Consider the following 24415-nt stretch of genomic DNA (forward strand, 5'->3'; position numbering starts at 1 on the left):
GATCTGAAGACGTTTCAGAATCGGGAATATTGTGGCCGGTTCAAGAAATTTCACCGGCCCGTATCGATTCAGCTCACTACGCGCCGGCCAGCGCAACCGCGTCGGCACCGGCCGCGATACGAAGCGGGCTGGACGCATCGTTCACCGCGCGCCACACGGCTTCCGCCACGTCGATCGAATGCGTGATCGCCGACTCCTGCTGCCATTGAGCAAAGACCTGCTGCACGAGCCCGGCGTACGCGTCTGGAAAACCGCCCTGCATTCTTGACCGCGCGTTTTCACCGAAGCGCGTTTCCGGCGCACGTCCCGGCAACACCACCCGCATCCTGACGCCGAATGGTTCGAGTTCCAGCGCGACGGATTCGGAAAACGCGTTGACCGCGGCCTTGCTGGCGGTGTACACGGACAGCAGATGCAACGGCTTCAACGTGACGCTCGACGTGACGTTGACGACCACGCCCGCTTTCCGCTCGCGAAACTGCGGCAGCACCGCCTGCGTCATCGCGATCGTCCCGAGCGTATTGGTTTCGAAGACCTCGCGCGCAACGTCCATCGACGTGCCTTCCAGCGCATTCAGATAGCCGATGCCCGCATTGTTGACCAGCGCATCGATCGGTCCGGCCGCATCGACGGCCTGGCGAATGCTGTCGGGATCGGTGACGTCGAGCGCGATCACGCGCAGCCGGTCCGCGTGCGGCAGCTCGACTTCGCGCGGCGTGCGCATCGTCGCAACGACGTGCCAATCGCGTTCGAGAAAATATCGGGCGGTTTCGAGGCCGAATCCGGATGAGCATCCGGTGATCAAAACGGTTTTCATCACAACTCCTTTAGTGTTTGACGCCCCTCCACGATAAGCGACTGAATCCGGACTCGCTATAATCAACCGTCCACTTTTCATTTGCAGGAGTCCGGCTATGGTCGACCCACTCGCGGAAATCGTCACGCTGCTCCAGCCGGTTCCCACGACGTCGAAGGTGGTGAGCGGCAAGGGTCGCTGGCGGGTTCGCCGCAGCGATGCAGGACAACCGTTCTACGGTGTGATCCTCAGCGGTTCGTCGCGGCTCGTCGCGAACGGACAGGCGCCGGTTCAGCTCCAGCAAGACGACTTCGTGCTGATTCCGGAGACGTTCGACTTCACGATGTCGAGCCTCGAACCACCCGAACCGGCAGACAGCGACCCCGCACCGGTCGCGCAGCCCGGCGGCGGCGTCAGGCTCGGCGATCCCGACGGACCGCCCGACGTGCAGCTTCTGGTCGGACATTGCGCGTTCGGCTCGCCGGATGCGGCGCTGCTCGTGTCGCTGCTTCCGCAACTCGTGCATATTCGCGGCGAGCGCAGACTGACCACCCTCGTCAAACTGGTCCGGGAAGAGTCGCTGGAGCAACGGCCCGCGCGCGACGTCGTGCTCGCGCATCTGCTCGAAGTGCTTTTCATCGAAGCGCTTCGCTCGACGACAACCGCCGCGTCGCCCGGTCTCGTGCGCGGACTCACCGACGCGCGGCTCGCCATCGCGCTACGTCAGATGCACGAAAGTCCGCAGATACCGTGGACGGTGGCGCAACTGGCGCAGGCGGCGGCGCTGTCGCGGTCCGCGTTTTTCGAGCGCTTCAGCCGCGCCGTCGGCGTCGCCCCGATGGAATACCTGTTGTCCTGGCGCATGGCGCTCGCCAAAAATCTGCTGCGCCAGAAAGCCGTCGGCGTCGCGAAAGTGGCCGAACGGGTCGGCTACAGGTCGGCGAGCGCGTTCAGCGTCGCCTTCACGCGCCATGTCGGCTTGCCGCCAACCCAGTACGCACAAGGACTGCTGGACCCGCCGCCCGCCTGACCCGTGCAACCGATCTGCGCCGCCTGAAGCGATCCTCCGCAAGCGCCACGTCACGATCCGTTCTTGTTCATGCCGCTGTGCCAATGGCTATTACCTCATGCCATGATATATTTGCGGCTATGGTCACAATGATTAATATCGTCCGGCGCGGCGCGAGCCGGCGCACGATGCTGCGCGCGCGCCGTCTATGGCTCGACTACGGCGTGTTCTGGCTCGGCGCGGTCGCGGTCGGCCTGATCGCGGTTGCTTATGCACGGCTGATCGACTTCGGCTACGCGGCGTTTCTGAGTTACGAATCGCGCTATCCGTGGTTGCCGCTGCTGACGACACCCGCCGTTAGCGCGATCTGCGTCTGGGCGACGCTGAGGTTCTTTCGCGGCGCGGAAGGCAGCGGCATTCCGCAAGTGATCGCGGCACTGCACGGCCCCGCCGAAATCGCCGGAAAGCTGCTGACCATCCGCATTCTGATCGGCAAGATCCTGCTGTCGTTCGTGGCGATTCTCGGTGGCTTCACGATCGGGCGCGAAGGACCGACCATCCACGTCGGCGCGGCGCTGATGTACAACCTGCGCCGGTTCTATCCGAAGCGCTTCCGCACCATTCAAGGCGCGGGACTCGAACGACGCCTCGCTCTGGCAGGCGCCGCCGCCGGTCTGTCCGCGGCCTTCAACGCGCCGCTGGCCGGCGTCGTGTTCGCCATCGAGGAACTGACGCGCAGCTTCGAGTCGCGCACCAGCGGCGTGCTGATTACCGCGATCATCTTCGCGGGCGTGGTGGCGCTCAGTCTGCAAGGCAACTACACATACTTCGGCACGATCGAAGTCGCCGGACATTTTCCGAACCTGCTGGCCGTCGCGGTCGTGCTGATCGGCGTGATGTCGGGCGTCGCGGGCGGCATCTTCTGCTGGCTGCTGCTCAACACCAAACGCTGGATGCCCGCGCCCGTGCTGAAGTTGCGCGGCGAGCGTCCGGTCGTATTCGGCGCGGTGTGCGGCCTGCTGATCGCGATCGTCGGTGTGGCGTCGGGCGGTCATACGTTCGGCAGCGGCTACCTCGAAGCGCGCAACATGCTCGAAGGTCAGGCGCATATCACCGTGCTGTATCCGCTGCTGAAGATGGCGTCGATGGTCGGCTCGTATCTGCCGGGCGCGCCGGGCGGCCTGTTCGCGCCGTCGCTGGCGATCGGCGCGGGGATCGGCAACGTGCTGCATCTGGTGTTCTCGCAGATGCAGTTGCCGATGCTGATCGCGCTCGGCATGGTCGGCTATCTGGCGGCCGTCACGCAAAGTCCGATCACGGCGTTCGTGATCGTGATCGAAATGATCAACGGCCACGCGCTCGTTATTTCGCTGATGGCGACCGCGTTGATCGCAAGCCGCGTGTCGCGCATTTTCGCGCCGCCGCTCTACGAAGCGCTATCCACGCGCTACCACGCGCCCGCGCACCCGAAGCACTAAGCGCTAAGCGCTTGCGTGGCGCGAGCCGTGAGCGTCGGCCCGATATATGATCGCGCTGACGATGCATCCGCACGTCACTTTCGAAAGCGGGACGACAACGCAATGGCAGCACGCGGCAAATCGTCGGCAGGCATGCCGGCCAAGGAAGATCTGGAAGCGATGTCGATCTTCCGGTATCAGTTGCGCCGGTTTCTGCGATTCTCCGAAGAGGTCGTGCGCGACGAAGGCGTGACCACCTTGCAGTATCAGTTGATGCTGCATGTGCGCGGTTTCGAAGGCCGCGAATGGGCGACTGTCGGCGAACTCGCGGAGCGGCTTCAGGCCGCACCGCACGGCACGGTGGCGCTGGTTTCGCGTTGCGAGACAAGCGGTCTCGTCGAGCGCCGCGCGAGCCGTGCGGATCGCCGCCAGGTGGAAGTTCATCTGACCGCCAAAGGCGAGCAGTGTCTGGCGCGGCTTGCGTCGCTGCATAAGTCGGAAATCGAAGCCTTTGGATGGGTGTTCGACCGCCAGCCCGGTCAGGACGAAAGCGAGGGCTGAGCGGAACGGCGGGAGAAACTCTGCGGTCCGCACGTTGCCGACGGGCCCGCGCAACGCGATCGATCATTCTGTAAGCGAAGCCTGGCGTTTCGACAGCAATCCTCTCTCCATGCAGCATTGTCGATGCTATCGACTGACGCGCGACTTTGGGAAACTCTTCTCATTGTTCAACGATGTCAGGAGTGTCCAATGCAGTCCCGCCTTCCCACTACCGTTTATCTGAGCGCCGACGACGTCATCCGGATCGTGCAGCGCGTCGGTCTTTCACGCTGCATCGCCGGTGTCGCCGCGCGCATCGAGCGTGACTTTCTACGCTGGCCCGAATTCGATAAAAGCGCGCGCGTCGCCTGTCATTCGCGCGACGGCGTGATCGAACTGATGCCGATCGCCGACGCACACGAATTCGCGTTCAAATACGTCAACGGTCATCCGTCCAACACGCGCGCCGGCTTGCCGACCGTCATGGCATTCGGCGTCCTCGCCGATGTCGACACCGGCGCACCGCGTCTGCTATCGGAACTGACACTGACGACCGCGATCCGCACGGCGGCGATGTCGGCGCTCGCGGCCCGCACGCTCGCGCGCCCCGAATGCCGCGTGATGGCGTTGATCGGCAACGGCGCGCAAAGCGAGTTCCAGGCGATCGCGTTCCGCGATCTCGTCGGCATTCGTACGCTGCGCGTGTACGACGTCGATCCCGCCGCTACCGCGAAACTCGTCGCGAATCTCGTGGATCAGCGCCTCGACATCGTCGTATGCAATAGCGCGGCCGACGCGGCGCAAGGCGCGGACATCGTCACCACCGTCACCGCCGACAAGACCAACGCGACGATCCTGCGCGCCGACATGATCGCGCCCGGCATGCATATCAATGCGGTCGGCGGCGATTGTCCGGGCAAGACGGAACTGCACGCGGACGTCCTGACGCGCGGCAACGTGTTCGTCGAGTACGAACCGCAAACGCGTATCGAAGGCGATATCCAGCAGATGGCGGCCGACTTTCCCGTCACGGAACTCTGGCAGGTGCTGGCGGGAACGGCGCCGGGACGCAGCGGCGACGCGGAAGTGACCGTGTTCGATTCGGTCGGCTTTGCGCTGGAGGATTACTCGGCGCTGACCTTTATTCGCGACACAGCTGCCGAACTCGGAATCGGCGACGTCGTCGAACTGATTCCGCACAGCGACGATCCGAAGAACCTGTTCGGCGTGCTCGACAGGCACACGACGAACACCGGACCCGCCGTGTTTGCATAAAACGGCATCGATGGAAACGGCCGCGCATAGGCGGCCGTTCCTAGCGAAAGCTCTTGAGCAGAATGCTCGTTTCGGTATGCCGGATACCTTTGATCAAGCGCACCCGTTCAAGCACTTTCGACAATTCGGCGGGCGAACTCGCGCGCAATTCCGCCCACAGATCCCAGCGCCCGTTGGTGTCGTGCAATGCGACCGCAGCGGGTTCGCCCAGCAGGCTCGCAATCACTTCGTGAGTCTGATTGCCTTCCACCTGAACGCCCATCCACGCGCGAATCTGATCGGGCTCGGCTTCGGGGCGAAGCTTGATCGTATAACCCACGATTACCTGCGCGTCTTCCAGACGGCGCAACCGGTGCGTGATCGTGCCGCGCGCGACGCCGAGTTTTGCGGCCAGGGTCGCGACACTCATCCGCGCGTCGGCACGCATCAGCGCAATCAGTTTTCTATCGATATCGTCCATCTCATGTATCGAAGCCGCCGCCGTCCATGCGGACAGCGGCGGCTTCACCTTCCTCAGTCGGTCAGATAACGTTCGGCCAGCAACGCCCAATAGGCGCTGCCGATCGCGATGTTGTCGTCGTTGAAGTCGTAGCCGGGGTTGTGCACCATGCAGCCGCCGTCGCCCGCGCCGTTACCGATCAGCAGATAGCTGCCCGGGCAATGCTCCAGCATGACCGCGAAGTCCTCGCTGCCGGTCAGCGCCGCGCCTTGCAGCGTCACCCGATCCGCACCGAGCAAGTCGAGCCCGACCGATCGTGCGAACGCAGTCTCAGCCGCCGCGTTGACCAGCACCGGATAGTCGCGCGTGTACCGGATGTCGGCACGCACGCCGAAGCTGTCGGCCTGCGCCGTCACCAGCGAGCGAATCCGCGACTCCAGCAGATCGCGCACGTCGCGATCGAGCGCACGCACGCTCAGTTCGAGCCGCGCGCTGTCCGGAATCACGTTGTTCGCGCTGCCCGCGATCAGCGCGCCGACGGTCACCACGGCCGTCTGCTGCGGATCGACGTTGCGCGACACGATGCTCTGCAAGGCCATGACGATGCTCGCCGCCGCCACCACCGGATCCGATGCGCGATGCGGCATGGCGCCGTGTCCGCCGCGCCCCGTGATGACGATCGTCACGTCGTCGCTGGACGCCATCGCCGGTCCTTCGCGAAACACCAGATGACCTTGCGGCACACCCGGCATGTTGTGCATCGCAAAGACCGCATCGCACGGAAAGCGCTCGAACAGCCCTTCTTCGACCATGATCTTCGCGCCGCCGGGATGCTCTTCGGCAGGCTGGAAAATCAGATGCAAGGTGCCGGAGAACGTGCCATCGGTCGCCAGATAGTGCGCGGCGGCCATCAGCATCGCCGTGTGGCCGTCGTGGCCGCACGCGTGCATCACGCCGTCGTGAACGCTCTGCCACGGATGCCCGGTGCTTTCCTGGATCGGCAATGCATCGAGGTCGGCGCGCAAGCCAAGCCGCTTGCGTCCGCTGCCGCGCGTGAGCGTGGCAACCACGCCGGTCTGCGCGATGCCCCGCGTCACCGCGTAGCCGAGCGCGGTGAGCTGCGCCGCGATCACGTCGGACGTACGCGTTTCGGCGAGGCCCAGTTCGGGATGACGATGCAGGTCGCGGCGCAACGCGATGAAGCGCTCCGCCTGCGCCTGCATTGCGCCGATCAACGGATGATTCATGGCGTCTCCGTCAAAACGCGAACGGCATACGCGCGCGCTGCTCGATCGCGGCACCGGCTGCGAGACACAGATCTTCGCGGAACGCACCGGCGACGATCTGCACCCCGACCGGCACGCCCTCGTGAACGCCCGTCGGCACACTCAGGCCCGGATAATTCAGCGCGGCGATCAGTTTCAGCGGCAACTGTGCATCGAGGATGCGCGACATCGCGGCGTCGCCTTCCTGATCCATACCGTAGCGAAACGGCATATCGAGCGAGGTCGGCATCAGCACGACCGGATACTGTTCGAGGAACCCATTCCATCGGCGACGTAGACGATCCCGGCGCGCCAGCCCCTGAATGTAGCCTTCGAGCGTTGCGCTGCCGAAACGGGCCTGCATGCCGCGCAACGCGTGGCGCGCCGCGTCGTCGCCGTCGGCTTCGATCGCGTGCGCGAAGCCCGTCGAGATTTCAGTCATCGCGATCGTCATCCAGATATCGAAGCCCTCGCGCATATCCGGCGGGGCCGCCCGCTCGACGACGTAACCCGCGTCGGTCAGCCACCGCGCGGCCTGATGCAAAGCGTCGCGCACGGTTGGGTCGAGCGGCAAGCCGTCGAATTCGTCGACCAGCGCCACCTTGATCGGCGCGTCGGGCGCCGGACCGGTCAGCGGCGCGGGCACCCAGTTCGGATCGCGCGCGTCCGCTGCGGACATGGCGGCGAGACTCAGTTGAAGGTCCCGTACCGATCGCGCAATCGGCCCTTGAACTGCGAAGAATTGCGCGGCGAACGTGCGCAATTCGCCCGAACTCGGCGTGAACGATGGAATACGCCCGGCCGTCGGACGCAAGCCCGTTACACCACATGCGTAGGCCGGATAGCGGACCGAACCGGCGAGGTCATTGCCGTGCGCGACCGGACACATACCGGCTGCGACCGCCGCCGACGCGCCGCCCGACGAACCGCCCGGCGTGAGCGTGTCGTTCCACGGGTTCAGGGTGCGGCCGTGTAACGCGTTGTCGGTAAACCAGCGCATCGAAAACGCGGGCGTGTTGGTGCGCCCGACAATCACCGCGCCTGCCTTCAGCAGATTCGTCACCACCGGACTGTGCGTCTGCGCAATCAAATCGCGTTTCGCGACGACGCCATGCGTAGTCGGTTCACCGACGACGTCCACATTGCATTTGATCGTCACCGGCACGCCATGCAGCAGACCGCACGGTGCGTTCGATGCGCGCTGCGCATCGGCCTCGTCGGCGGCGCGCAGCGCGGACTCGCGCGTGACATGCGTGAGCGCGTTGATGCGCGGATTCTCCGCGTCGATGCGCGCGAGACAACTCGTCACCGCCTCGCGACTCGAAATCGTGCCGCGCGCGATGGCGTCCGCAAGCTGCCATGCGTCCCACCGCCAGAGGTCGGTCGGCAAGGTCGTTTCTGCGATCCCGGATTGCATGCTTCCCATCATGAAGTTCCTTGAAATGGCGCGTTAAAACAGATGACGGATACCCACGCGCGACACGATCTGACGGTCGGTGGACGATGGCGCCGTCAGTGCAATCGATGCCACCGTGCCCGCGCCGCTCGCCTTTTGCGCGTCGATATCGATATAGATGTCCGTGCGCCGCGACAGCAGGTAATCGACGCCTGCGGTCAGCGTGTACCAGCGCGATGACTCGAAGCGATCGAACGACACCTTGCCCGCCAGCACGAAATCGGGCCGCACATGCCAGTCGCCGCCGACGTGCAGCACCTGGTCGGTGGCGGCGCGGCCTGCCAGCTTCAGATGCGTGTTGGTGTACAGCGCGGCGGCACTCCACGCGCCGAATACGTATGTCGCACCCGCGCCGAGAATCCGCTGGTTATCGACGATCAGCGTCGTGGTCGGCGTCACCGTGCGGCCGAGTACCGTCGCCGCGCCGGTCAGGCCCGCGAACACCGGCGCCTTGTCGATGTCGGTCAACACCACACCGGCGGAAAAGCCGCCGTACGCGTATTGCAGATTCGCACTGATCGCACGGCCCAGATTCGTCGACGACGTACCGGCGTTCTGGCCGAACGCGTACATCGCGCCGGCCTTGAAGCCCGCGACGGTCGCGCTCGTAAATTGCACCGCATTGTTCAGACGCTCACCGGATACGCGATCGAGATCGGCGTTCTGCACGCCGAACAGCCCGCAATTCAGGCACGGCAGATAGCGTTCCAGCAGCACCGTATAGTCGTACTGGCGACCCATCGTCACTTCGCCGATCGCCTTGTCGCCGAGTCCTACGTAGGCCTGCTTGCCGAACATCAATCCGCCCTGACCCAACGCCCCCGTATTCGCCGAGAAGCCGTTTTCCAGCTTGAAGAACGCGCGCATCCCGCCGCCGAGATCTTCGGAGCCTAGAAAGCCGAGCGAATTGGACTTGTTGATGCCGTCCTGCATCTTCATGAGCGAATGACCGCCGTAGTTGTTCACGTAGGTCAAGCCGTTGTCGATGCTGCCGAACAACGTAACCGTCGATTGCGCGGCGGCGGTCGCGCTCGCGAGAGAAAGTACGCAGGTCGCTGCAATAACGCGTTTCACGAGGAAGGTCTCCAGTGTGGTGATGCGGTCGATCGAAATCGTCGGCGCGAAGCCGCCCCGGTCGGCCGGCTGGCGAGCCGGCAACCTTCTGTGGGTCTTATGGGGAAAACGACGGGGAAACGGAGACGGAAGCGCCGGTCAGGCGTGCTGGCGCGCGTCCCGGGCAAGCGATTCGCGCTGCGTCATGACAAGCACGCCGAGGGTGCCGAGCACGACGCTCGCCGCGATGTACCAGGCGGGTGCCAGGCGATCGCCGGTGACGCGCGTCAGCCACGTATTGATCAGCGGTGCGAGACCGCCGAAACACATCGCGCCGAGGTTGTACACGATCGCCATGCCGGTCGAGCGGATCTGCACCGGAAAAGCTTCGGCCAGCGCTGCCGCGGACGGTCCCCAGAAAAAGCTGGTCAGGAAAGCGGCGACCACTTCGAAGCGCATCAGGCTTGCCGCGCCGGGCGCACTCATCAGATTCGCGAGCAACGGATACGCGAGCACGCCGTACAGCACCATCGGTAGAACCATGACACGGCGGCGGCCGTAACGGTCGGCGAGATAGCCCGTCAGCGGGCACATGACGAGCAGCACGAGCGCGCCGGCCAGCATGCCGAGTTGGCCCGTGCCCGCATCGATTCCAAGCTGACCGCTCGCGAACAGCGGGATATAGATGAGCCCGACATACGAGGACGTCGTACAGACCGCGACGATGCCGAGCGTCGCCAGCAATTGCCGTGGATAGCGGCGCACGATGCCGGCCAGCGACAGACGCTCGCCCGGCACATGACGCTTCTGGTTGACGAACGCGACGAACTCCGGCGATTCATCGACGCGAGAGCGGATGTAGTAGCCAACCGGCCCGATCAGCGAGCCGAACACGAACGGCAGGCGCCATCCCCATTCGTGCAACGACGCCGGCGACAGATTGTGCAGCAGCAGATACGCGACCGCGCCGCCGAGCGCGAACGACAGCGCCTGCGAACAGGCCTGGAAGCTGCCGATCAGATTGCGACGGCCCGCAGGTGAATATTCGAGCAGCATCGCGGTTGCGCTGGCGAATTCGCCGCCCGCGGAAAAGCCCTGCAACATCCGCGCAAACACGATCAGCACCGACGCCGCGATACCGATCGACGCGTAAACCGGCGTCAGTCCGATCAGCAACGTCCCTGCCGACATCATCAGGATGATCGCGGACAGCGCCGCCTTGCGACCCGCGCGATCCGCATACATGCCGAGCAGAATGCCGCCGAACGGTCGGACGACGAACGCGATACCGAAGGTTGCAAATGCGACCATCAACATCGCGGTGCCGCTTTGGGCCGGAAACATCAGCCGCGAAATGATGATCGAGAAGCTGCTGAAGATGCCGAAGTCGAACCACTCCAGCCCGTTCCCGATCACCGACGACACGATCGCGCGGCGGCGTGCGCCAGGTGCGATCGTCGATGATGGTGTCTCTTGCATTGTCATTGACGCCTCGTGACTTGAATTCGAATGTCGGACCCGGTTGGGAATCCATGTCACGATCGTAGACTGGCCGCGCAACCGGTCCTAGCCAACGAAACAATTCGGTGTAAAGTTTTTCTTTACACGCGGGCGCACGGCGCAGCCTTCTTCTCAGCCCGCTGCTCAGCCTCTCTCTCAGTCCGCTTCGAGAAAATCCACCGACGTCATCATTCGCCGGATTGCGGGTTCGGTGCTATCGCGGCACGCCCTCGCCGCGTCGACGAAACATTCGATCATCAACTGTGCGGCGGAACTGGGCGTGTCGGCGCGCCGCATCACGAGACTGGTGGTCATCTCAGGCAGTTCGTCCTGGATTGGCAGTGCCGCGAGCCGCTTTCGCATCAGCGGCGATTCGACCAGCGGCCACGGACAGACCGTCAGCATGTCGCTGCCTTCCATCATCGCGATCGACACCAGCGTCGAGCGCGCGTAATGCACCTGATCCGGCGACAAGGCCAGACCGTGACGCGCGAGCATCGTGCTGTGCCGCTGTTCATGCATGTCTTCGCGCATCGTCATCACCCAACGCTGATCGGCAAGCGCGCGCAACGACGTGCAACCGGCGAGCGGATGTCCGACGCGTCCGACGATCGCCAGTCCGCACGAAAACAGATGACGCGAAATGAAGTTTGCGCTCTGGTTTTTGGGGGGCGCCAAACCCAGCGAGAAATCGAGCGTGCCGTCGCGCAAACCCGCGTGCGACGTGCCGATGGCCTCGGTGAAGTCCAGCCGCACATCCGGGCGCAAACGCTGAAAATCCATCAGCGCGCGCGGCAGGATGGTCTGACTGACCCACGGCGTGACGCCGACCGTCACCGCGCCGCCCTTCAGGCCGCGAATCTGTTCGATCTCTTCTTCCGCGCGATCGACCTGCGCGAGAATCAGGCGCGCATGCGCGAGCAACCGCCGGCCCGCGTAGGTCAGCGCGACGCCTTGCGGTTGACGTGTGAACAGCGGCGCGCCCGCGTGACGCTCCAGTTCGCGCAACGCAAGGCTCACCGCCGTCGCCGACAGGCCGAGCTGTTCGGCCGCTGCCCGCATGCTGCCTTTCTCCGCGATATACGCGAAGCACCGCAAATGCTGAATTTTCATCGAGTGTCACCGCCTGAGACGAACCCTGGTCGCCGCCATGATAGCGAGAACGGCGTGCGCGGCCCAAGCGCGTCGTACGCAGCGCTATGGCACACTCATTGCGCGTATCGACACGCTGGCAGCAGCGCTTCTATCAAACCCTGACCTGTTTTGAGGACTCGACAAGATGAGTAACACCGACCCGGCACTCGCGACGTGGAATGCAGATCCCCTCACCTGGGGACACGGCCCGCGCGTGTTCGAAATCTTTCTCGAACCGACCTGTCCATTTTCCGTCAGGGCGTTCGGCAAGCTCGACGCGCTGTTGCAACAGGCCGGCGCGGACCGGATCACGGTGAAGCTGCGCCTGCACTCGCAACCGTGGCATATGTTTTCCGGCGTGATCGTGCGCGCTATCCTGGCGGCATCGACGTTGCCGGGCGGGAAGGAAACGGCGAAGTCGGTGATGGCGGCCGTCGCGGCGCATCGGGAAGAATTCGAATTCGCGAAGCACAGCGGTGGACCGAATATGGATGCCACGCCCAACGACATCATCGCGCGGCTGGAGGGTTATAGCGGCGTGGCACTGCGCGACGCGTTCGCCAATCCCGAGCTCGATCGCGAGATCAAATGGCACACCCGGTACGCGCGGCAGAACGGCATTCATGCATCGCCGACGTTTATGGTCGATGGCATCGTCGATCCGAAACTGAGCAGCGGCGACGAGGTGTCGCTGTGGGTCGAACGCCTGCGTTGATCGCTGCGCCGGCACGCGCGTGCCGCAGCACGCGTCAGCCGGCGACGCGCGACGACATATCGGCGTGGCCGGCGAAGCCCATCGGCTGCGCGGTCCGGTGATCGATCCTTGCGCCGTTCTTCTTGTTGCGCTTCGCGTCGTACATCGCGGTGTCCGCGAGACGCAACACGGCGTCGATATCGGTGTCTTCCGCCCGCACGTTCGCAATCCCGACGCTCGCGCCGATCGTCACCACGAGGCCCTGCGATAGCTCGAACGGCTGCTCGATCGCGCGCGCAATCGCCACGGCCAGTTCCTGCGGCGTCTGACCGCCGGCGACGGTATCGATGATCACGAATTCGTCGCCGCCCATGCGCGCCACCAGCGCCTGCTCGCCCGACAGCGCGCGCAGACGCAACGCAACCTGAATCAGCAGCATGTCGCCGGCACCGTGACCATACGCATCGTTGACCGCCTTGAAACCGTCGAGGTCGAGATAGAGCAGCGTCATGCCGGCACGCACGAGCGGTGTGTCTCGCTGCGCTGCGGCCTTGAAAAGACCTTCGCGGTTGAGGAGTCCGGTCAGCGCATCGTGACGCGCACGGTGGCTGTTCTCGCGTTCGGCTTTCATCGTCGAGATCAGCATGCCGTTGAGCCGCCTGGCCGCGACGCTCATCGCAAACATGTAGAACGGAATCTGCAGCAGCGTCAGCAGAAGTACCGGCTGGCCACCGAGCAGCGCGCCGATACAACACGGTCCCAGCGAACAGAAGATCATCACCGCGACGAGACGCGGCGCGGCGAAGTTGCGGAAACAGATCCCGCCGACCATCGCCGCCGCCGACAGAAACGACAGCGTCGCAGCCACCCAGTCGCCGCTGACCGCGCTGACGAATGCGCCGTAGCCGACCGTCGCGCCCCAGAGCGGCGCCAGCAGAATATAGAGGTCGCTGGGTGTCGAGAGCGCCTGCGCCGCCCGGCGCCGCGACACGACGAGCACGCACAACCGGATCGTGCACACGGCAATTTCCGCGGCAAGCCAAAGCTGGAAAGGTAAGGTGGGATGGCGATGCGCGAGGACCCACGCGACGGCGATCGTGTTGAGTACGCCGCCGAAGAAAATAGGTAAGGTGCCGAACAGTGTGCCGACCAGGGCGACGCGAATGTCGTGTGGTGTTTCCGGACCTGGCGCTGTCAGCCATCGGGCCAACCGGCCACGTGGCAAAGAATAGATTGTTTGAGTGCTTTGCACGAGCAACACCTTTTCGCGGGCCACTGCCCGACCCTGATCGCAATGCGACGAATAAACGAGGGGGTGGTCGGCGTCGGCACACTTGCGAAGCGGCTTACCGCAGCGCTTCCCCCGAATACGCTGTGGTGCTGCTTGATGTTGCTGCCCTGATCGAACTGGACGTGTCGCGCGGACTGATCGCGTCACTGGCCGTGGCGTCCCGACCTTGAGTTTATCAGGCTTCCGACTGAAGGCCGGACTCCTTGCATCCGGTGCAAGGCTCAGCGCTTCGATGCCGCTGCGCCGGGTTTGACACTGCCATCGGCTTGCGGCACTTCCGTGGGCGTCACGGCAACGGGCGCGGTGCCGTCTTTCTTCAAGCCGAGCTTGTCGGCGGTCTTCGGCGATACATCGACGATCCGGTCTCCGACATAAGGACCGCGATCCCGGATCTCGACCACTTCGCTGCTCCCGTTCTCCAGATTCGTGACCCGCGCCTTGGTGCCGAGCGGCAGCGTCTTGCTCGCCGCCGCATTCGACTGCGGGTTCATCGGCGTGCCGTCCGCCATCTTCTTCTTGTAGAACTTGTGGCCGTAGTAAGAGGCCTTGCCCTTGCGCGTCTTGCCGGTCCTGTCGAGCGCCGCTTGCGATGCAGCCTTCGGCGCGGCCTGGGTGGCTTGAGTGGCTTCGGCCGAGGCCGGTTCTCTTGCGGCAAACGCCAAGGTCATCCAGCACGACAGCGTCAGCAAGAGCAGGGTTCGAAGTTTGCGTAGTTGACCTTCCATGTGCCACTCCTCATCGGCTGTCGCCTTCCCGATTATAGATTCCGGTCGCGACCGCCAACGCCAACGCCAACGCCAACGCCTCCGCAAGCATGCCGAAAGTTATCGAAAGAAAAATCATCCGCGCGAGCGCGACGCTCTGTCTGATAGCGGACATTACGCGTCCCGTCTGACGATTACAGTCCACGTTCACCGGTTTCTGACGCACTAACGAGAACAACGGAGGACGAACGGGTGAAATCGGATCTCAACGTCGGCCTGAGTGTCGACCGGAACACTGCGCCGCTGAAAATCATCCATCTCGCCAATCATGTCCGGGAGATCGGCAACGGCATCGTCAACTTCATGGTGGACCTCGCGTGCAGTCAGGCGAACGCGGGACACACGGTGATGGTCGCCAGCGCTGGCGGCGAATACGAGGCGCTGCTCGCCCGACATGGCGTCGCGCATCTCCACCTCGCACAGCAACCCAAACCGTCGAAGCTGCTGCCGATGTCCGTGGCCTTCAACCGCGTCGTCACGCGCGAGCAACCGGACATCGTTCACGCGCACATGATGACGGGCATGCTGGTCGCAAGGCTGGTTCGCGTCGGAAGACCGTATCGTCTTGTCAGCACGGTCCATAACGAATTTCAGCGCACCGCGAAAGTCATGAGTCTTGCCGATCGCGTGGTCGCGGTCGGCGCGGCGGTGGCGACCTCGATGGCGGCGCGCGGCGTGCCCGCGACCCGCCTGCGCACTGTCGCCAACGGCACGATCGGTTCGCCGCGCCGCACGATCGACGCGCACGCGTCGCTGCCCGCGCCCGCGCTTCGGCATCCCAACATCGTGACGGTGGCGGGCATGTATCACCGCAAGGGTATCGGCGTGTTGCTCGATGCGTTCTCGCAGATCAGAACCGACGCGCGACCCGCGCATCTGTATCTGGTCGGCGACGGCCCGGATCGCGCCGTATTCGAAGCGTATGCCGCCACGCTCGGTATCGCGGATCGCACTCACTTCGTCGGATTTCAGCCGGACGTCGCCGGGTTTCTCGCTCAAGCCGACGTGTTCACGCTGGCGTCGCTGCGCGACCCGTTCCCGCTCGTGGTGATCGAAGCGCGCGAAGCGGGCTGCGCGATCGTCGCGTCGGAAGTGGACGGCATTCCGGAAGCATTGGAGTTCGGTGCCGCCGGTGTGCTCGTGCAAGCGGGCAATCCGCATGCGTTGTCGGACGCGTTGCAATGCATGCTGTCCGACGATGCCGCGCGCGAAGCATGGAAGCAGCGCGCCAGAACGAATCTCGGATGGCTCGACATCAGCCGGGTGAATCGCGAGTACCTGTCGATCTACGAGGAAGTCATCTGGCGCGCGCAGTCGTCCGCGACCAGCGCGCCGCCGGTGCCGGTGCCGATGCCGGGCGCAACGGAACAGAACCCGGCGCCGTGACGACAGGCGCGCACCGCGCGCCGGCTCCGGAACCAGCGCGTGAATGCGCTTTGCGACGATGATCGCCCCGGATTGCGACGCCAACTGCATGAACGGTGTGTCGTCGAGCTCGCCGTCGTTCGTGGGACTTGTATGGACTCTCGTATTGAAGCAGGCGCACCCGGAATCGAAGTACTCCGGGTGCGCGTCCGGCTTGCCGCCGCGGGTTGCTGCGCAGTCGTACCGGGCGTCACCGCGTGCGGCGAATTTCCGGCGTATGCCACTGGTTGTTCAGCAGTGCCGCTTTGGGCCAGTAATAGCGCATCGTCACCATGAACGGTCCAGCCGGGGCAGGCAACCAGTTCGCTTCACGCGCGCTGCCCGGCGACTCGCTCTGGATATAGATCGTGATACCGCCATCGCGATCGGTCTTCAGACCGGGCAGCATCGGCGCATTGATCAGATAGCGATCGATTGGATTTTTCACCAGCAACTGGCTCGGCAACGCATACATCGTCATCGACCAGAACGCGTTGACAGGCGGCAACTGCCCTTTTCTGAAGTGAAGCGTATAGCGATGCTGGCTGCCGTCGAACGGCACGCCGGACGCATCCTTTTCGAGGATCGGGTACAGCGCTTCCTCGCGTGAATTGGCGCCGATCCCGACCTGCGTACCGGTTGCGCGCGCAACGTAATCGTTCTTCAGATAGGCGCGCGTGCCGAACAGCGAATCGGTCTTGCCGCCGAGCGACGCACGTTTCGAATCGATCGCTTGCTGTCCGTCTTGCATACCGGCGACGAACGCAGCTTTCTGGTCGGCGGACAACGCATCGGCATCGAAGCGCGCGCCCGGCACGATGCCGATCGTCGCGAAACGGCTGCGCAAGTCGGCTTCGGCCGGATTGACCGGTGCGAATTGCAACTCGAATGCGAGCTGATTGAAGAATTCCAGCGACGTGCGCATCATGTCGGGCCGCAACGGCTTGATCCACCGAACCGGCGTGACCGGCGCCGCAGCGTTGCCGGTGAACGCGGAAAGCGTCTGCACTTTATAACCGGCCTGAATCCGCTTCACGTTTTCGAGGTCGCCCGGATTCATCAGTTGCGTCCGTCCGACCACGTTCACGAGATCGGTCTCGGCGCGGATCACCTGCGTGATACCCACCGGCGCGCTGCCGTTCCAGCGCGGACCGGCAATCAGGTAATTGCCGCCGCCATTTCCGGTGGTACGGCTGCCGATATAAGCGAAATTGAAGGTGTACAGATCCATCAACTGGAACACGAAATAACGTTTCGGTTCCATCGGCGGAATGGTGATCACGACCGGCTCGGCACGCAGGTCGAGCCCGGCGAACGAATACGGCGTGTCGGAGTTCGGCGTGACGAAGGCGGTGTCGTCGGGCGTGAACACGCGCGCGATATTCAGAATGGTATTGAACGGCCCCTTGTACTGCGGATTCGCCGTGTCCACCGAAAACGCGTACATCGTCGTATAGGTCGCGACCATCGGCGTACCGTAGACATACGCTTCTTTCGCGATGGCGCGAATCTGTGCGGTGCTCGCGGTGACTGGCGGCGCGGCGGCCTGCTGCGCGGGATCGACGGTGGCTGCCGTGTGACACGCGCCCAGCACGATCGACGCGAGCGCGACGCAGATCCAGTCGACTGCACGTCGCGAGCCGTTGCGGGAACAACGGTTGAACACATCGGCACTTGTGCATCGGGGCATGTCGACCGCCGTACGTGATTCGATGCCTCGACCAATATCAAATCGCTTCGGGACGGTCAATCCCAACGCGAACAGCCCGCCCGTCAGGCCTCGGCGCGGTGTCGCGCACGCGTCGCGCCTCAACCGTCCGCGCGACTATTCCTTACAGCGCACTGCCTGCTTCGGCACGTAAATGATCACAGGATAGGTTCCATGATCGAGTTCGACGCGCGCCACGACCGCCATCGTCGTGCTGTCGATATCGTCGTACACGCTGACTTCCTCGTTGCGAAGACTGGTCAGACCGGTACAGGCCGACGCACGTCCCTCGTCGGAGACCTTGCACTGGATCGGGTTATCCGCGAGGTAGCGATACTGATCGCGGCTGGGCAGCGCCCGATAGTCCTGCAGGCTTTGCGCCGACCCGCCGATCCCCGTGACATAGCCGATCCCGCACTGCGGCGTGGACATCTCGCTGGCGCCCGATGTCTGCGCGTTCGCGGTCATGCTCGCGGTCGCGATGAGTGCTGCGAATGTCGATGCAAGAAGGTGTTTCATGGCGCCAATCAAGGTTGTCGGATCGAAGTGCTGGATTGTAATGGCATCTCGAAACCAGCACGTCGAAGCCCGACACCTCGCACGGCCGCGCTCACGCGCAGCGCGTCAACCGTACACCGGAAAGCGCTGCGTCAGTTCGTGGACGCGGGCGCGCACCCGCGCAAGACTGGCTTCGTCCGCGGGACTCTCCAGCACGTCGGCGATCAGGTTGCCCACGATCTCCGCTTCCTTCACGCCGAAACCGCGCGTGGTCATTGCCGGCGAGCCCAGACGCACGCCGCTCGTGACGAACGGCTTTTCCGGATCATTCGGGATCGCGTTCTTGTTGACCGTGATATGCGCCGCGCCCAGTGCTGCTTCCGCTGCCTTGCCGGTGATGTTCTTCGCGCGCAGATCGACCAGCATCACGTGGCTTTCGGTGCGGCCCGAGACGATCCGCAGACCGCGCTTGACCAGCGTTTCAGCCAGCACGCGTGCGTTTTCGACGACCTGTTGCTGGTATTCCTTGAATTCCGGCGACAATGCTTCCTTGAACGCCACCGCCTTGCCGGCGATCACATGCATCAGCGGACCGCCCTGAATGCCCGGGAAGATTGCCGAGTTGATCTGCTTCTCGAACTCGGCCTTCATCAGGATCACGCCGCCGCGCGGGCCGCGCAGGCTCTTGTGCGTGGTGGTCGTGACGAAGTCGGCGAACGGCACCGGGTTCGGATACACACCCGCCGCGATCAGACCGGCGTAATGCGCCATGTCGACCATGAAATACGCACCCACCGACTTCGCGATCTTCGACAGACGTTCGAAATCGATGCGCAGCGCAAACGCCGACGCGCCTGCGACGATCAGCTTCGGCTTGTGTTCCTGTGCGAGCTTTTCCGCGGCTTCGTAGTCGATGTCTTCGGCTTCGTTCAGGCCGTAGCTGACCACGTTGAACCACTTGCCCGACATGTTGACCGGCGAGCCGTGCGTCAGGTGACCGCCGTGCGCGAGGCTCATGCCCATGATCGTGTCGCCCGGCTTGAGCATCGCGAAGAACACGCCCTGGTTGGCCTGCGAGCCGGAGTTCGGCTGCACGTTGGCGGCTTCCGCGCCGAACAGTGCCTTCACGCGATCGATCGCCAGCTGCTCGGCGATGTCCACGAATTCGCAACCGCCGTAGTAGCGCTTGCCCGGATAACCTTCGGCGTATTTGTTGGTGAGCTGCGAGCCCTGTGCGGCCATCACGGCCGGGCTCGTGTAGTTTTCCGACGCGATCAGTTCGATGTGCTCTTCCTGACGGCGGTTTTCCTGCTCGATCACCGCCCAGAGTTCGGGATCGACGTTGGCGATGATGCTGGTGGCGCGGTTGAACATGATGAGTTGACGAGTAAACGAAGAAAGAGGGTTTCAGATGACAGCGGGAATGACAGCGGAAATGACATTGCAGATGCAGCGCCATGCCACGGTTACTTCACGTCGGGCGCTCGCTCAGCACTCGACCACGTTGACGGCGAGCCCGCCGCGAGACGTCTCCTTGTATTTGGTCTTCATGTCGGCGCCGGTCTCGCGCATCGTCTTGATGACGTTATCGAGCGTCACGTAGTGTTTGCCGTTGCCTTTGAGCGCCATGCGGGCTGCGTTGATCGCCTTGACCGCGCCCATCGCATTTCGCTCGATGCACGGAATCTGCACCAGTCCGCCGACCGGGTCGCAAGTCATGCCGAGGTTATGTTCCATGCCGATTTCCGCGGCGTTCTCGACCTGCAACGGCGTGCCGCCCATGACCGCCGCAATCGCCGCTGCCGCCATCGAACACGCGACGCCGACTTCGCCCTGGCAGCCGACTTCGGCGCCCGAGATCGACGCGGTTTCCTTGTAGATGATGCCGATCGCCGCCGCCGTCAGCAGGAAATCGACGATGCCCTTCTGGTTCGAGCCGGGCACGAACTTGACGTAGTAATGCAGCACGGCCGGGATCACGCCCGCCGCGCCGTTCGTCGGCGCGGTCACGACGCGGCCGCCGGCGGCGTTTTCTTCGTTGACTGCCATCGCATACAGGTTGACCCAATCGAGCATGGACAGCGGATCGCGCAACGACTCTTCGCCACGCTCGCGCAACTGGCGCACCAGTTCGGGCGCTCGCCGCCTGACGCTCATCGGCCCCGGCAACGAGCCTTCGACGCGACAGCCCCGCTCGACACACGCCGCCATCGCACTCCAGATTTCGAGCATCCCTTCGCTGACGTCGGACGGTGAACGGCTCGCGCATTCGTTCTCGAACGCCACTTCCGCAATCGACAGACCGCTCTCGTGACAGACGCGCAGCAGATCGTCGCCGGTGCGAAACGGATACCGGACCGGCGTGGTCGTCGCCACGCCGTTCACCCGCTCGCCGTCCGGATTCACGACGAAGCCGCCGCCGATCGAATAAAAAGCCTTCTCGACGATCAGCGTGTGATCCGCGTCGAACGCCTGAAAACGCATGCCGTTCGAATGAAGCACCGCCGTCCCCGTCATCAGCCGGCGATAGAACGCGATGTGCTCGCGCTCGTCGAAGCGCACGGCATGGGTGCCCTGAATCCGCAGCGTTTTGCCGGCGCGAATCGCAATCAATGCAGGATCGACGATGTCGGGATCGATCGAGGTCGGTACATGACCTTCGAGACCGAGCATCACCGCCTTGTCGGTGCCGTGACCTTTGCCGGTAGCGCCGAGCGATCCATACAACTCGACCTTGACCGATGCCACGCGATCGAGATGACCGGCTTCGCCGAGATGCCGCGCAAAGGTCTGTGCGGCAAGCATCGGCCCGACCGTATGCGAGCTGGACGGACCGACGCCAATCTTGAAGATATCGAACACGCTGACGTTCATCGACGGCCTTGAGGTGAGGGGTTGTTCCGAACCGCCATTCCATCGGCACCGGCCGCTTTCAGCTAGAAGGATTACGACAAGGGCGTGGGATGCGCTGGCCAAAGCGCTTTGAAGGGGTGTGCTTTTCCATCACTGCCGGTTAGCATCTTCATAAGACGTGATGATCCAGACGGGCTTCCCGGAAACCCGGCGGATTCTTACGGCACCGCCCCGGCGACCCGCGAGTACGCGGCAATGGCCAGGCCTGCGCACACGCAGACTGTGTGAGCGTCTACGCGGGCATCGCCGCGCCAGGCTCGGGCTGCACACCGTGCGCGCGAAACGCGTTCGGTGGTTCGCCGTACTCTTTCCTGAACTCGCGGCCCAGATGCGATGCATCCGAAAAACCGCAGGACGATGCGATTTCAGTCACCGTACGATCCGAACTGGTCAACAGCCACGCCGCCGTTCGCAGGCGCAGCAGACGGCCGTAGGTCAGCGGTGTCGTCGCCATTTCGCTGTTGAAGAGCCGTTCGAGTTGCCGCACCGACATCTCCAGACGGGCCGCCATTTCGCTGAGGCTGAGCGGCTGCCCGATATGCTGTTCCATCAGCAGAATGGCGCGCTTCACCTTCGGATGCGTCGCGGGTCGCAGGCCGGGCGGATGCGGTTGCGGCGCATTGCCTTTTTGCGCATCGTCGACCAGCAGGATTCGAAGCGCTTTCTGCACGATGGTCGCATCGAAATGCCGCAGCAGAATGGCCGCCGCGACATCGATCGACGCGCGGCCGCCGGAGCAGGTGATGCGTCGCCGGTCGATCACGAAGAGCCGGTCGGCGACGAGGTTGCGTTCGTCGGTCTGCGGGAATCGCTCGATGAAATCCCAGTAGTGAAACCAGCTGACGCACAGCCGGTAACCCGTCATCACTTCTGCCTGCATCAACGCGAACGCGCCCGTGCAGATGCCGACCAGCGTCGCCGACGTCCCTGCCGAATCGCGGATGAACTGCAAGGTCGCCTTGCTGGCCGACGCGCCCGCGTGCAGCAGTCCGCCGACCACGACGACGTAATCCAGCTCGCCGGCTTCGTCGAACGTGGCCCACGGCGTGATCTGGATACCGCAACTGGCGCGGATCGGCGCAAGCGATTCGCCGAGGATGCTCCACGCGCAACGAACCGGGCGACTGAAATCGCCTTCGTCGCTGGCCAGACGCAGCAGATCGACGAAGCCGGAGAAGGCCGTCAACGTGAAATTGGGCAGCAGCACGATGCCGAACCGGACCGGCGCAGGCTGCCCGTCCCGGAACTCGCCGCGCGGTGTCGCTGTGAGGCTTTGCATATCGAACTCAGGTTGCGGCGGTCGGCCAGTCTTTCATCATCGCGTCGACCTCTTCCGCGATCCATTGTCTGAACTGCAAATATTCAGGCCGGGCGCGCGCGTTTTTATGCGTGATCACGTAATGATGCCGGTCGTGGAAAACGATCGCGTCGCGCACCGGACGCACCAGCGTGCCCTGTTCGACCTGCCGGTGAACCAGATGATGCCAGCCGAGCAACGTGCCTTCCCCTGCTTCCGCCAGCGACACGAGCAGCCGGTAATCGTTGCTCTCGAAATGGTCGCCCGGCGCGTAACGGTCGGAACCGTCGCCTTGCTGGAACCAGTTGCTCCAGACCCGCCAGTCCACGTGTTCGCAGACCTGGCCGCGCCCGAGCAGCGACAGATGCAGCGTGGAGTGGCTCAATGGGTCCAGCGGCTTGAGCGTCTTGCCCTTGAAATGACCGTCGAAGAACGCGGGACTGCAAACCGGATACACGACATCGTGAAACAGCGGCTCGACGTCGTATTCGAGTTCGCGTGGCGGATTCTTCGTGATGATGAGATCCGGCTGCATCAACTCGTCGAGCTCCATGAAGTGCTCGGTGACGGTGACGTTGAGCCTGATTTCGGGGAAGCGCTTGCGAAAACGCGGCAGCCTGGACGACAGCCACAGCGCGGAAAACGTGTGCGAAATGCAGATGTTCAACGCCTGCCTGTCCGAGCGCCGCACCGCCTCGGCCGCCTCGGCGATGTTCATGATCGACAGGTACGACGCGTTGTACAGGATGCGGCCCGAATCGGTCAGCGCAATGTGCCGCCCGGTGCGCTCGAACAGCGGGACGTCGAGCGCATCTTCGAGTTCCTTGATTTGTCTGCTGATGGCCGCCTGCGTCACGCAAAGCACCTCCGCCGCCTGAGTGAAACTCTCATAGCGGGCCGCCGTGACGAAACAGCGCAATGCCCGCAGCGACGGCATTTGCGCGAGCAGTCTATCGGCGAACAGTTGCTTCTTCTGCATGGTCCTCACCTTCAAGGCGGTCGAACTCGGAAAGACCGCAAACCAGCGGCAGGCGGCGACTCAAACTGTACACCGACAAATAGCTATTCTCCTTGCGTTCGATAACGCGGACGTCGTCGAAGCCGTCCCGCGAACAATCCGGCTAACGTCCTTCGACACGCACGAGCACGTCGTCGAGTGCGTCGGCGTAGTGCGCATACGCGCCCTTGTCCGATAGCGCCCGATGCAACTGCTCGTTGATGCCGCCCGGCGTCATCGATTCCTGAACCAGCGCGCAAAATGGTGCGTCGCTTTCCGTGGTCCGATGCGCAAGCCCGACGCAGTAGGCCGCCAGATACGCACGCGCCGACGCGTCGTCGAGGCCTTGCCGGACCAGCCACGCGGCCTGCGTGTCGAGGACCGCGTAGAAACTTGCCATGGTCGCCGTCACGGCGGACAACGCATCGAATCGATGCTCGTCCGCGACTTCGACGGCCGCGCCGAGCGGCGAAAACAGCCGGCTCGCGATCCCGTCCGGCGGACAGATCGCGGTGCTGCCCTTGCCCGCGGCAACGGCGGGCAACGGTATCGCGCGCACGATCGCTTCGACCGGTCCGAGCATCTGCGTGAGTTCCTGAATCGGCAGACCGGCGATAAAGCTGATCACGTGATGGCGCGCGGCGAAGTCGAGCGCGCGCAGCACGTCCGGCGCGATCTGCGGCACGACCGCCAGACACACGACGTCGCTCGAATCGAGGACCTGCTGGTTGGTCTCGCACACCGAAATGCGCGGATCGCGTGCAGCGAGCGACGCCGCAATCCCGGCGTTGCGCGGCGACAGATAGAGATGCTCGAACGGCGCGCCGGTGTGGAGCAGCCCGGTCACGATTGCGTGCGTAATCGTGCCGGTTCCAATGAATCCGATTTGCATGGTCTGAAAACACGAAGTGCGCGAGGCCGACCC

22 protein-coding genes are annotated in these 24415 nt (G+C 63.8%); 6 read left to right on the forward strand and 16 right to left on the reverse strand.

Annotation, left to right across the window (positions count from 1 at the left end; all coding sequences use genetic code 11):
- Positions 1 to 76: 76 nt before the first annotated feature.
- Positions 77 to 817 (reverse strand): SDR family oxidoreductase, encoded by a 741-nt coding sequence (locus tag PW947_RS01670; RefSeq protein WP_299629073.1) that lies wholly within the window; start codon positions 815 to 817, stop codon positions 77 to 79.
- A 97-nt stretch (positions 818 to 914) separates the two neighbouring features.
- On the opposite strand from PW947_RS01670, the gene PW947_RS01675 reads away from it, so the two are divergent.
- The 4 genes from PW947_RS01675 to PW947_RS01690 all read left to right on the forward strand — a co-directional run bounded on the left by PW947_RS01675 (position 915) and on the right by PW947_RS01690 (position 5077).
- Positions 915 to 1826: an AraC family transcriptional regulator gene (locus PW947_RS01675; protein WP_299629075.1), complete on the forward strand. Its 912-nt coding sequence runs from the start codon at positions 915 to 917 to the stop codon at positions 1824 to 1826.
- 119 nt (positions 1827 to 1945) lie between these two features.
- On the forward strand, positions 1946 to 3283 hold the full coding sequence (locus tag PW947_RS01680) for a chloride channel protein (RefSeq protein WP_299629077.1): 1338 nt from the start codon (positions 1946 to 1948) through the stop codon (positions 3281 to 3283).
- Positions 3284 to 3385: 102 nt separating this feature from the next.
- On the forward strand, positions 3386 to 3823 hold the full coding sequence (locus PW947_RS01685; protein ID WP_299629079.1) for a MarR family winged helix-turn-helix transcriptional regulator: 438 nt from the start codon (positions 3386 to 3388) through the stop codon (positions 3821 to 3823).
- Between the two features lie 189 nt (positions 3824 to 4012).
- Positions 4013 to 5077, forward strand: a complete 1065-nt coding sequence (locus PW947_RS01690; protein WP_299629081.1) for an ornithine cyclodeaminase — start codon at positions 4013 to 4015, stop codon at positions 5075 to 5077.
- A 40-nt stretch (positions 5078 to 5117) separates the two neighbouring features.
- Here PW947_RS01690 and PW947_RS01695 read toward each other — a convergent pair whose 3' ends face one another.
- The 6 genes from PW947_RS01695 to PW947_RS01720 form a co-directional block, all read right to left on the reverse strand.
- Positions 5118 to 5537, reverse strand: a complete 420-nt coding sequence (locus PW947_RS01695) for an Lrp/AsnC family transcriptional regulator (RefSeq protein ID WP_299629083.1) — start codon at positions 5535 to 5537, stop codon at positions 5118 to 5120.
- Between the two features lie 53 nt (positions 5538 to 5590).
- Positions 5591 to 6763 carry a M20 aminoacylase family protein gene (locus tag PW947_RS01700; RefSeq protein WP_299629085.1) on the reverse strand — a complete coding sequence of 391 codons (1173 nt, stop codon included), beginning with the start codon at positions 6761 to 6763 and terminating at the stop codon, positions 5591 to 5593.
- Positions 6764 to 6773: 10 nt separating this feature from the next.
- Positions 6774 to 8210, reverse strand: a complete 1437-nt coding sequence (locus tag PW947_RS01705; RefSeq protein ID WP_299629086.1) for an amidase family protein — start codon at positions 8208 to 8210, stop codon at positions 6774 to 6776.
- 21 nt (positions 8211 to 8231) lie between these two features.
- The gene (locus PW947_RS01710) at positions 8232 to 9311 is read right to left on the reverse strand and encodes a porin (RefSeq protein ID WP_299629088.1); all 1080 of its coding nucleotides are present in this window, start codon (positions 9309 to 9311) and stop codon (positions 8232 to 8234) included.
- Between the two features lie 138 nt (positions 9312 to 9449).
- Positions 9450 to 10775: an MFS transporter gene (locus PW947_RS01715; RefSeq protein ID WP_299629090.1), complete on the reverse strand. Its 1326-nt coding sequence runs from the start codon at positions 10773 to 10775 to the stop codon at positions 9450 to 9452.
- 171 nt (positions 10776 to 10946) lie between these two features.
- Complete coding sequence (locus PW947_RS01720) at positions 10947 to 11903, reverse strand: LysR substrate-binding domain-containing protein (protein ID WP_299629092.1); 957 nt, start codon at positions 11901 to 11903, stop codon at positions 10947 to 10949.
- Between the two features lie 166 nt (positions 11904 to 12069).
- Between PW947_RS01720 and PW947_RS01725 the strand changes: the two genes are divergently transcribed.
- The gene (locus tag PW947_RS01725; protein ID WP_299629094.1) at positions 12070 to 12639 is read left to right on the forward strand and encodes a thioredoxin domain-containing protein; all 570 of its coding nucleotides are present in this window, start codon (positions 12070 to 12072) and stop codon (positions 12637 to 12639) included.
- Between the two features lie 34 nt (positions 12640 to 12673).
- Here PW947_RS01725 and PW947_RS01730 read toward each other — a convergent pair whose 3' ends face one another.
- Together PW947_RS01730 and PW947_RS01735 are read right to left on the reverse strand one after the other, a co-directional pair.
- Complete coding sequence (locus PW947_RS01730; RefSeq protein ID WP_299629096.1) at positions 12674 to 13870, reverse strand: diguanylate cyclase; 1197 nt, start codon at positions 13868 to 13870, stop codon at positions 12674 to 12676.
- A gap of 260 nt (positions 13871 to 14130) precedes the next feature.
- Complete coding sequence (locus PW947_RS01735; RefSeq protein WP_299629098.1) at positions 14131 to 14634, reverse strand: septal ring lytic transglycosylase RlpA family protein; 504 nt, start codon at positions 14632 to 14634, stop codon at positions 14131 to 14133.
- 231 nt (positions 14635 to 14865) lie between these two features.
- On the opposite strand from PW947_RS01735, the gene PW947_RS01740 reads away from it, so the two are divergent.
- Entirely contained in the window at positions 14866 to 16059 is a 1194-nt protein-coding gene (locus PW947_RS01740; RefSeq protein WP_299629100.1) for a glycosyltransferase family 4 protein, read from the forward strand.
- A 229-nt stretch (positions 16060 to 16288) separates the two neighbouring features.
- Here PW947_RS01740 and PW947_RS01745 read toward each other — a convergent pair whose 3' ends face one another.
- The 7 genes from PW947_RS01745 to PW947_RS01775 form a co-directional block, all read right to left on the reverse strand.
- Complete coding sequence (locus PW947_RS01745; RefSeq protein WP_299629101.1) at positions 16289 to 17767, reverse strand: DUF1254 domain-containing protein; 1479 nt, start codon at positions 17765 to 17767, stop codon at positions 16289 to 16291.
- A 135-nt stretch (positions 17768 to 17902) separates the two neighbouring features.
- Positions 17903 to 18304, reverse strand: a complete 402-nt coding sequence (locus PW947_RS01750) for a hypothetical protein (RefSeq protein WP_299629102.1) — start codon at positions 18302 to 18304, stop codon at positions 17903 to 17905.
- A gap of 105 nt (positions 18305 to 18409) precedes the next feature.
- Positions 18410 to 19657, reverse strand: a complete 1248-nt coding sequence (gene glyA / locus PW947_RS01755; protein ID WP_299629104.1) for a serine hydroxymethyltransferase — start codon at positions 19655 to 19657, stop codon at positions 18410 to 18412.
- Positions 19658 to 19771: 114 nt separating this feature from the next.
- The gene (locus PW947_RS01760) at positions 19772 to 21157 is read right to left on the reverse strand and encodes an L-serine ammonia-lyase (RefSeq protein WP_299629106.1); all 1386 of its coding nucleotides are present in this window, start codon (positions 21155 to 21157) and stop codon (positions 19772 to 19774) included.
- 271 nt (positions 21158 to 21428) lie between these two features.
- Positions 21429 to 22475: a GlxA family transcriptional regulator gene (locus tag PW947_RS01765; RefSeq protein ID WP_299629107.1), complete on the reverse strand. Its 1047-nt coding sequence runs from the start codon at positions 22473 to 22475 to the stop codon at positions 21429 to 21431.
- Positions 22476 to 22482: 7 nt separating this feature from the next.
- Positions 22483 to 23472, reverse strand: coding sequence for a LysR substrate-binding domain-containing protein (locus tag PW947_RS01770; RefSeq protein WP_299629109.1), 990 nt, complete (start codon positions 23470 to 23472; stop codon positions 22483 to 22485).
- Positions 23473 to 23614: 142 nt separating this feature from the next.
- A complete protein-coding gene (locus PW947_RS01775; protein ID WP_299629111.1) occupies positions 23615 to 24382 on the reverse strand; it encodes a pyrroline-5-carboxylate reductase in 768 nt (255 codons plus the stop codon).
- Positions 24383 to 24415 lie beyond the last annotated feature (33 nt).

Source organism: Paraburkholderia sp. (assembly GCF_028283785.1).
Classification (GTDB): domain Bacteria; phylum Pseudomonadota; class Gammaproteobacteria; order Burkholderiales; family Burkholderiaceae; genus Paraburkholderia.

Bases quoted from the DNA above. Each gene is read 5' to 3' on its own strand.
- PW947_RS01690 (WP_299629081.1), top strand. From the start codon at position 4,013: ATGCAGTCCCGCCTTCCCACTACCGTTTATCTGAGCGCCGACGACGTC.
- PW947_RS01675 (WP_299629075.1), top strand. From the start codon at position 915: ATGGTCGACCCACTCGCGGAAATCGTCACGCTGCTCCAGCCGGTTCCC.
- PW947_RS01670 (WP_299629073.1), bottom strand. From the start codon at position 817: ATGAAAACCGTTTTGATCACCGGATGCTCATCCGGATTCGGCCTCGAA.
- PW947_RS01770 (WP_299629109.1), bottom strand. From the start codon at position 23,472: ATGCAGAAGAAGCAACTGTTCGCCGATAGACTGCTCGCGCAAATGCCG.
- PW947_RS01695 (WP_299629083.1), bottom strand. From the start codon at position 5,537: ATGGACGATATCGATAGAAAACTGATTGCGCTGATGCGTGCCGACGCG.
- PW947_RS01750 (WP_299629102.1), bottom strand. From the start codon at position 18,304: ATGAAACACCTTCTTGCATCGACATTCGCAGCACTCATCGCGACCGCG.
- PW947_RS01760 (WP_299629106.1), bottom strand. From the start codon at position 21,157: ATGAACGTCAGCGTGTTCGATATCTTCAAGATTGGCGTCGGTCCGTCC.
- PW947_RS01700 (WP_299629085.1), bottom strand. From the start codon at position 6,763: ATGAATCATCCGTTGATCGGCGCAATGCAGGCGCAGGCGGAGCGCTTC.
- PW947_RS01680 (WP_299629077.1), top strand. From the start codon at position 1,946: ATGGTCACAATGATTAATATCGTCCGGCGCGGCGCGAGCCGGCGCACG.
- PW947_RS01705 (WP_299629086.1), bottom strand. From the start codon at position 8,210: ATGATGGGAAGCATGCAATCCGGGATCGCAGAAACGACCTTGCCGACC.
- PW947_RS01685 (WP_299629079.1), top strand. From the start codon at position 3,386: ATGGCAGCACGCGGCAAATCGTCGGCAGGCATGCCGGCCAAGGAAGAT.
- PW947_RS01775 (WP_299629111.1), bottom strand. From the start codon at position 24,382: ATGCAAATCGGATTCATTGGAACCGGCACGATTACGCACGCAATCGTG.
- glyA (WP_299629104.1), bottom strand. From the start codon at position 19,657: ATGTTCAACCGCGCCACCAGCATCATCGCCAACGTCGATCCCGAACTC.
- PW947_RS01715 (WP_299629090.1), bottom strand. From the start codon at position 10,775: ATGACAATGCAAGAGACACCATCATCGACGATCGCACCTGGCGCACGC.
- PW947_RS01725 (WP_299629094.1), top strand. From the start codon at position 12,070: ATGAGTAACACCGACCCGGCACTCGCGACGTGGAATGCAGATCCCCTC.
- PW947_RS01735 (WP_299629098.1), bottom strand. From the start codon at position 14,634: ATGGAAGGTCAACTACGCAAACTTCGAACCCTGCTCTTGCTGACGCTG.
- PW947_RS01745 (WP_299629101.1), bottom strand. From the start codon at position 17,767: ATGCCCCGATGCACAAGTGCCGATGTGTTCAACCGTTGTTCCCGCAAC.
- PW947_RS01720 (WP_299629092.1), bottom strand. From the start codon at position 11,903: ATGAAAATTCAGCATTTGCGGTGCTTCGCGTATATCGCGGAGAAAGGC.
- PW947_RS01765 (WP_299629107.1), bottom strand. From the start codon at position 22,475: ATGCAAAGCCTCACAGCGACACCGCGCGGCGAGTTCCGGGACGGGCAG.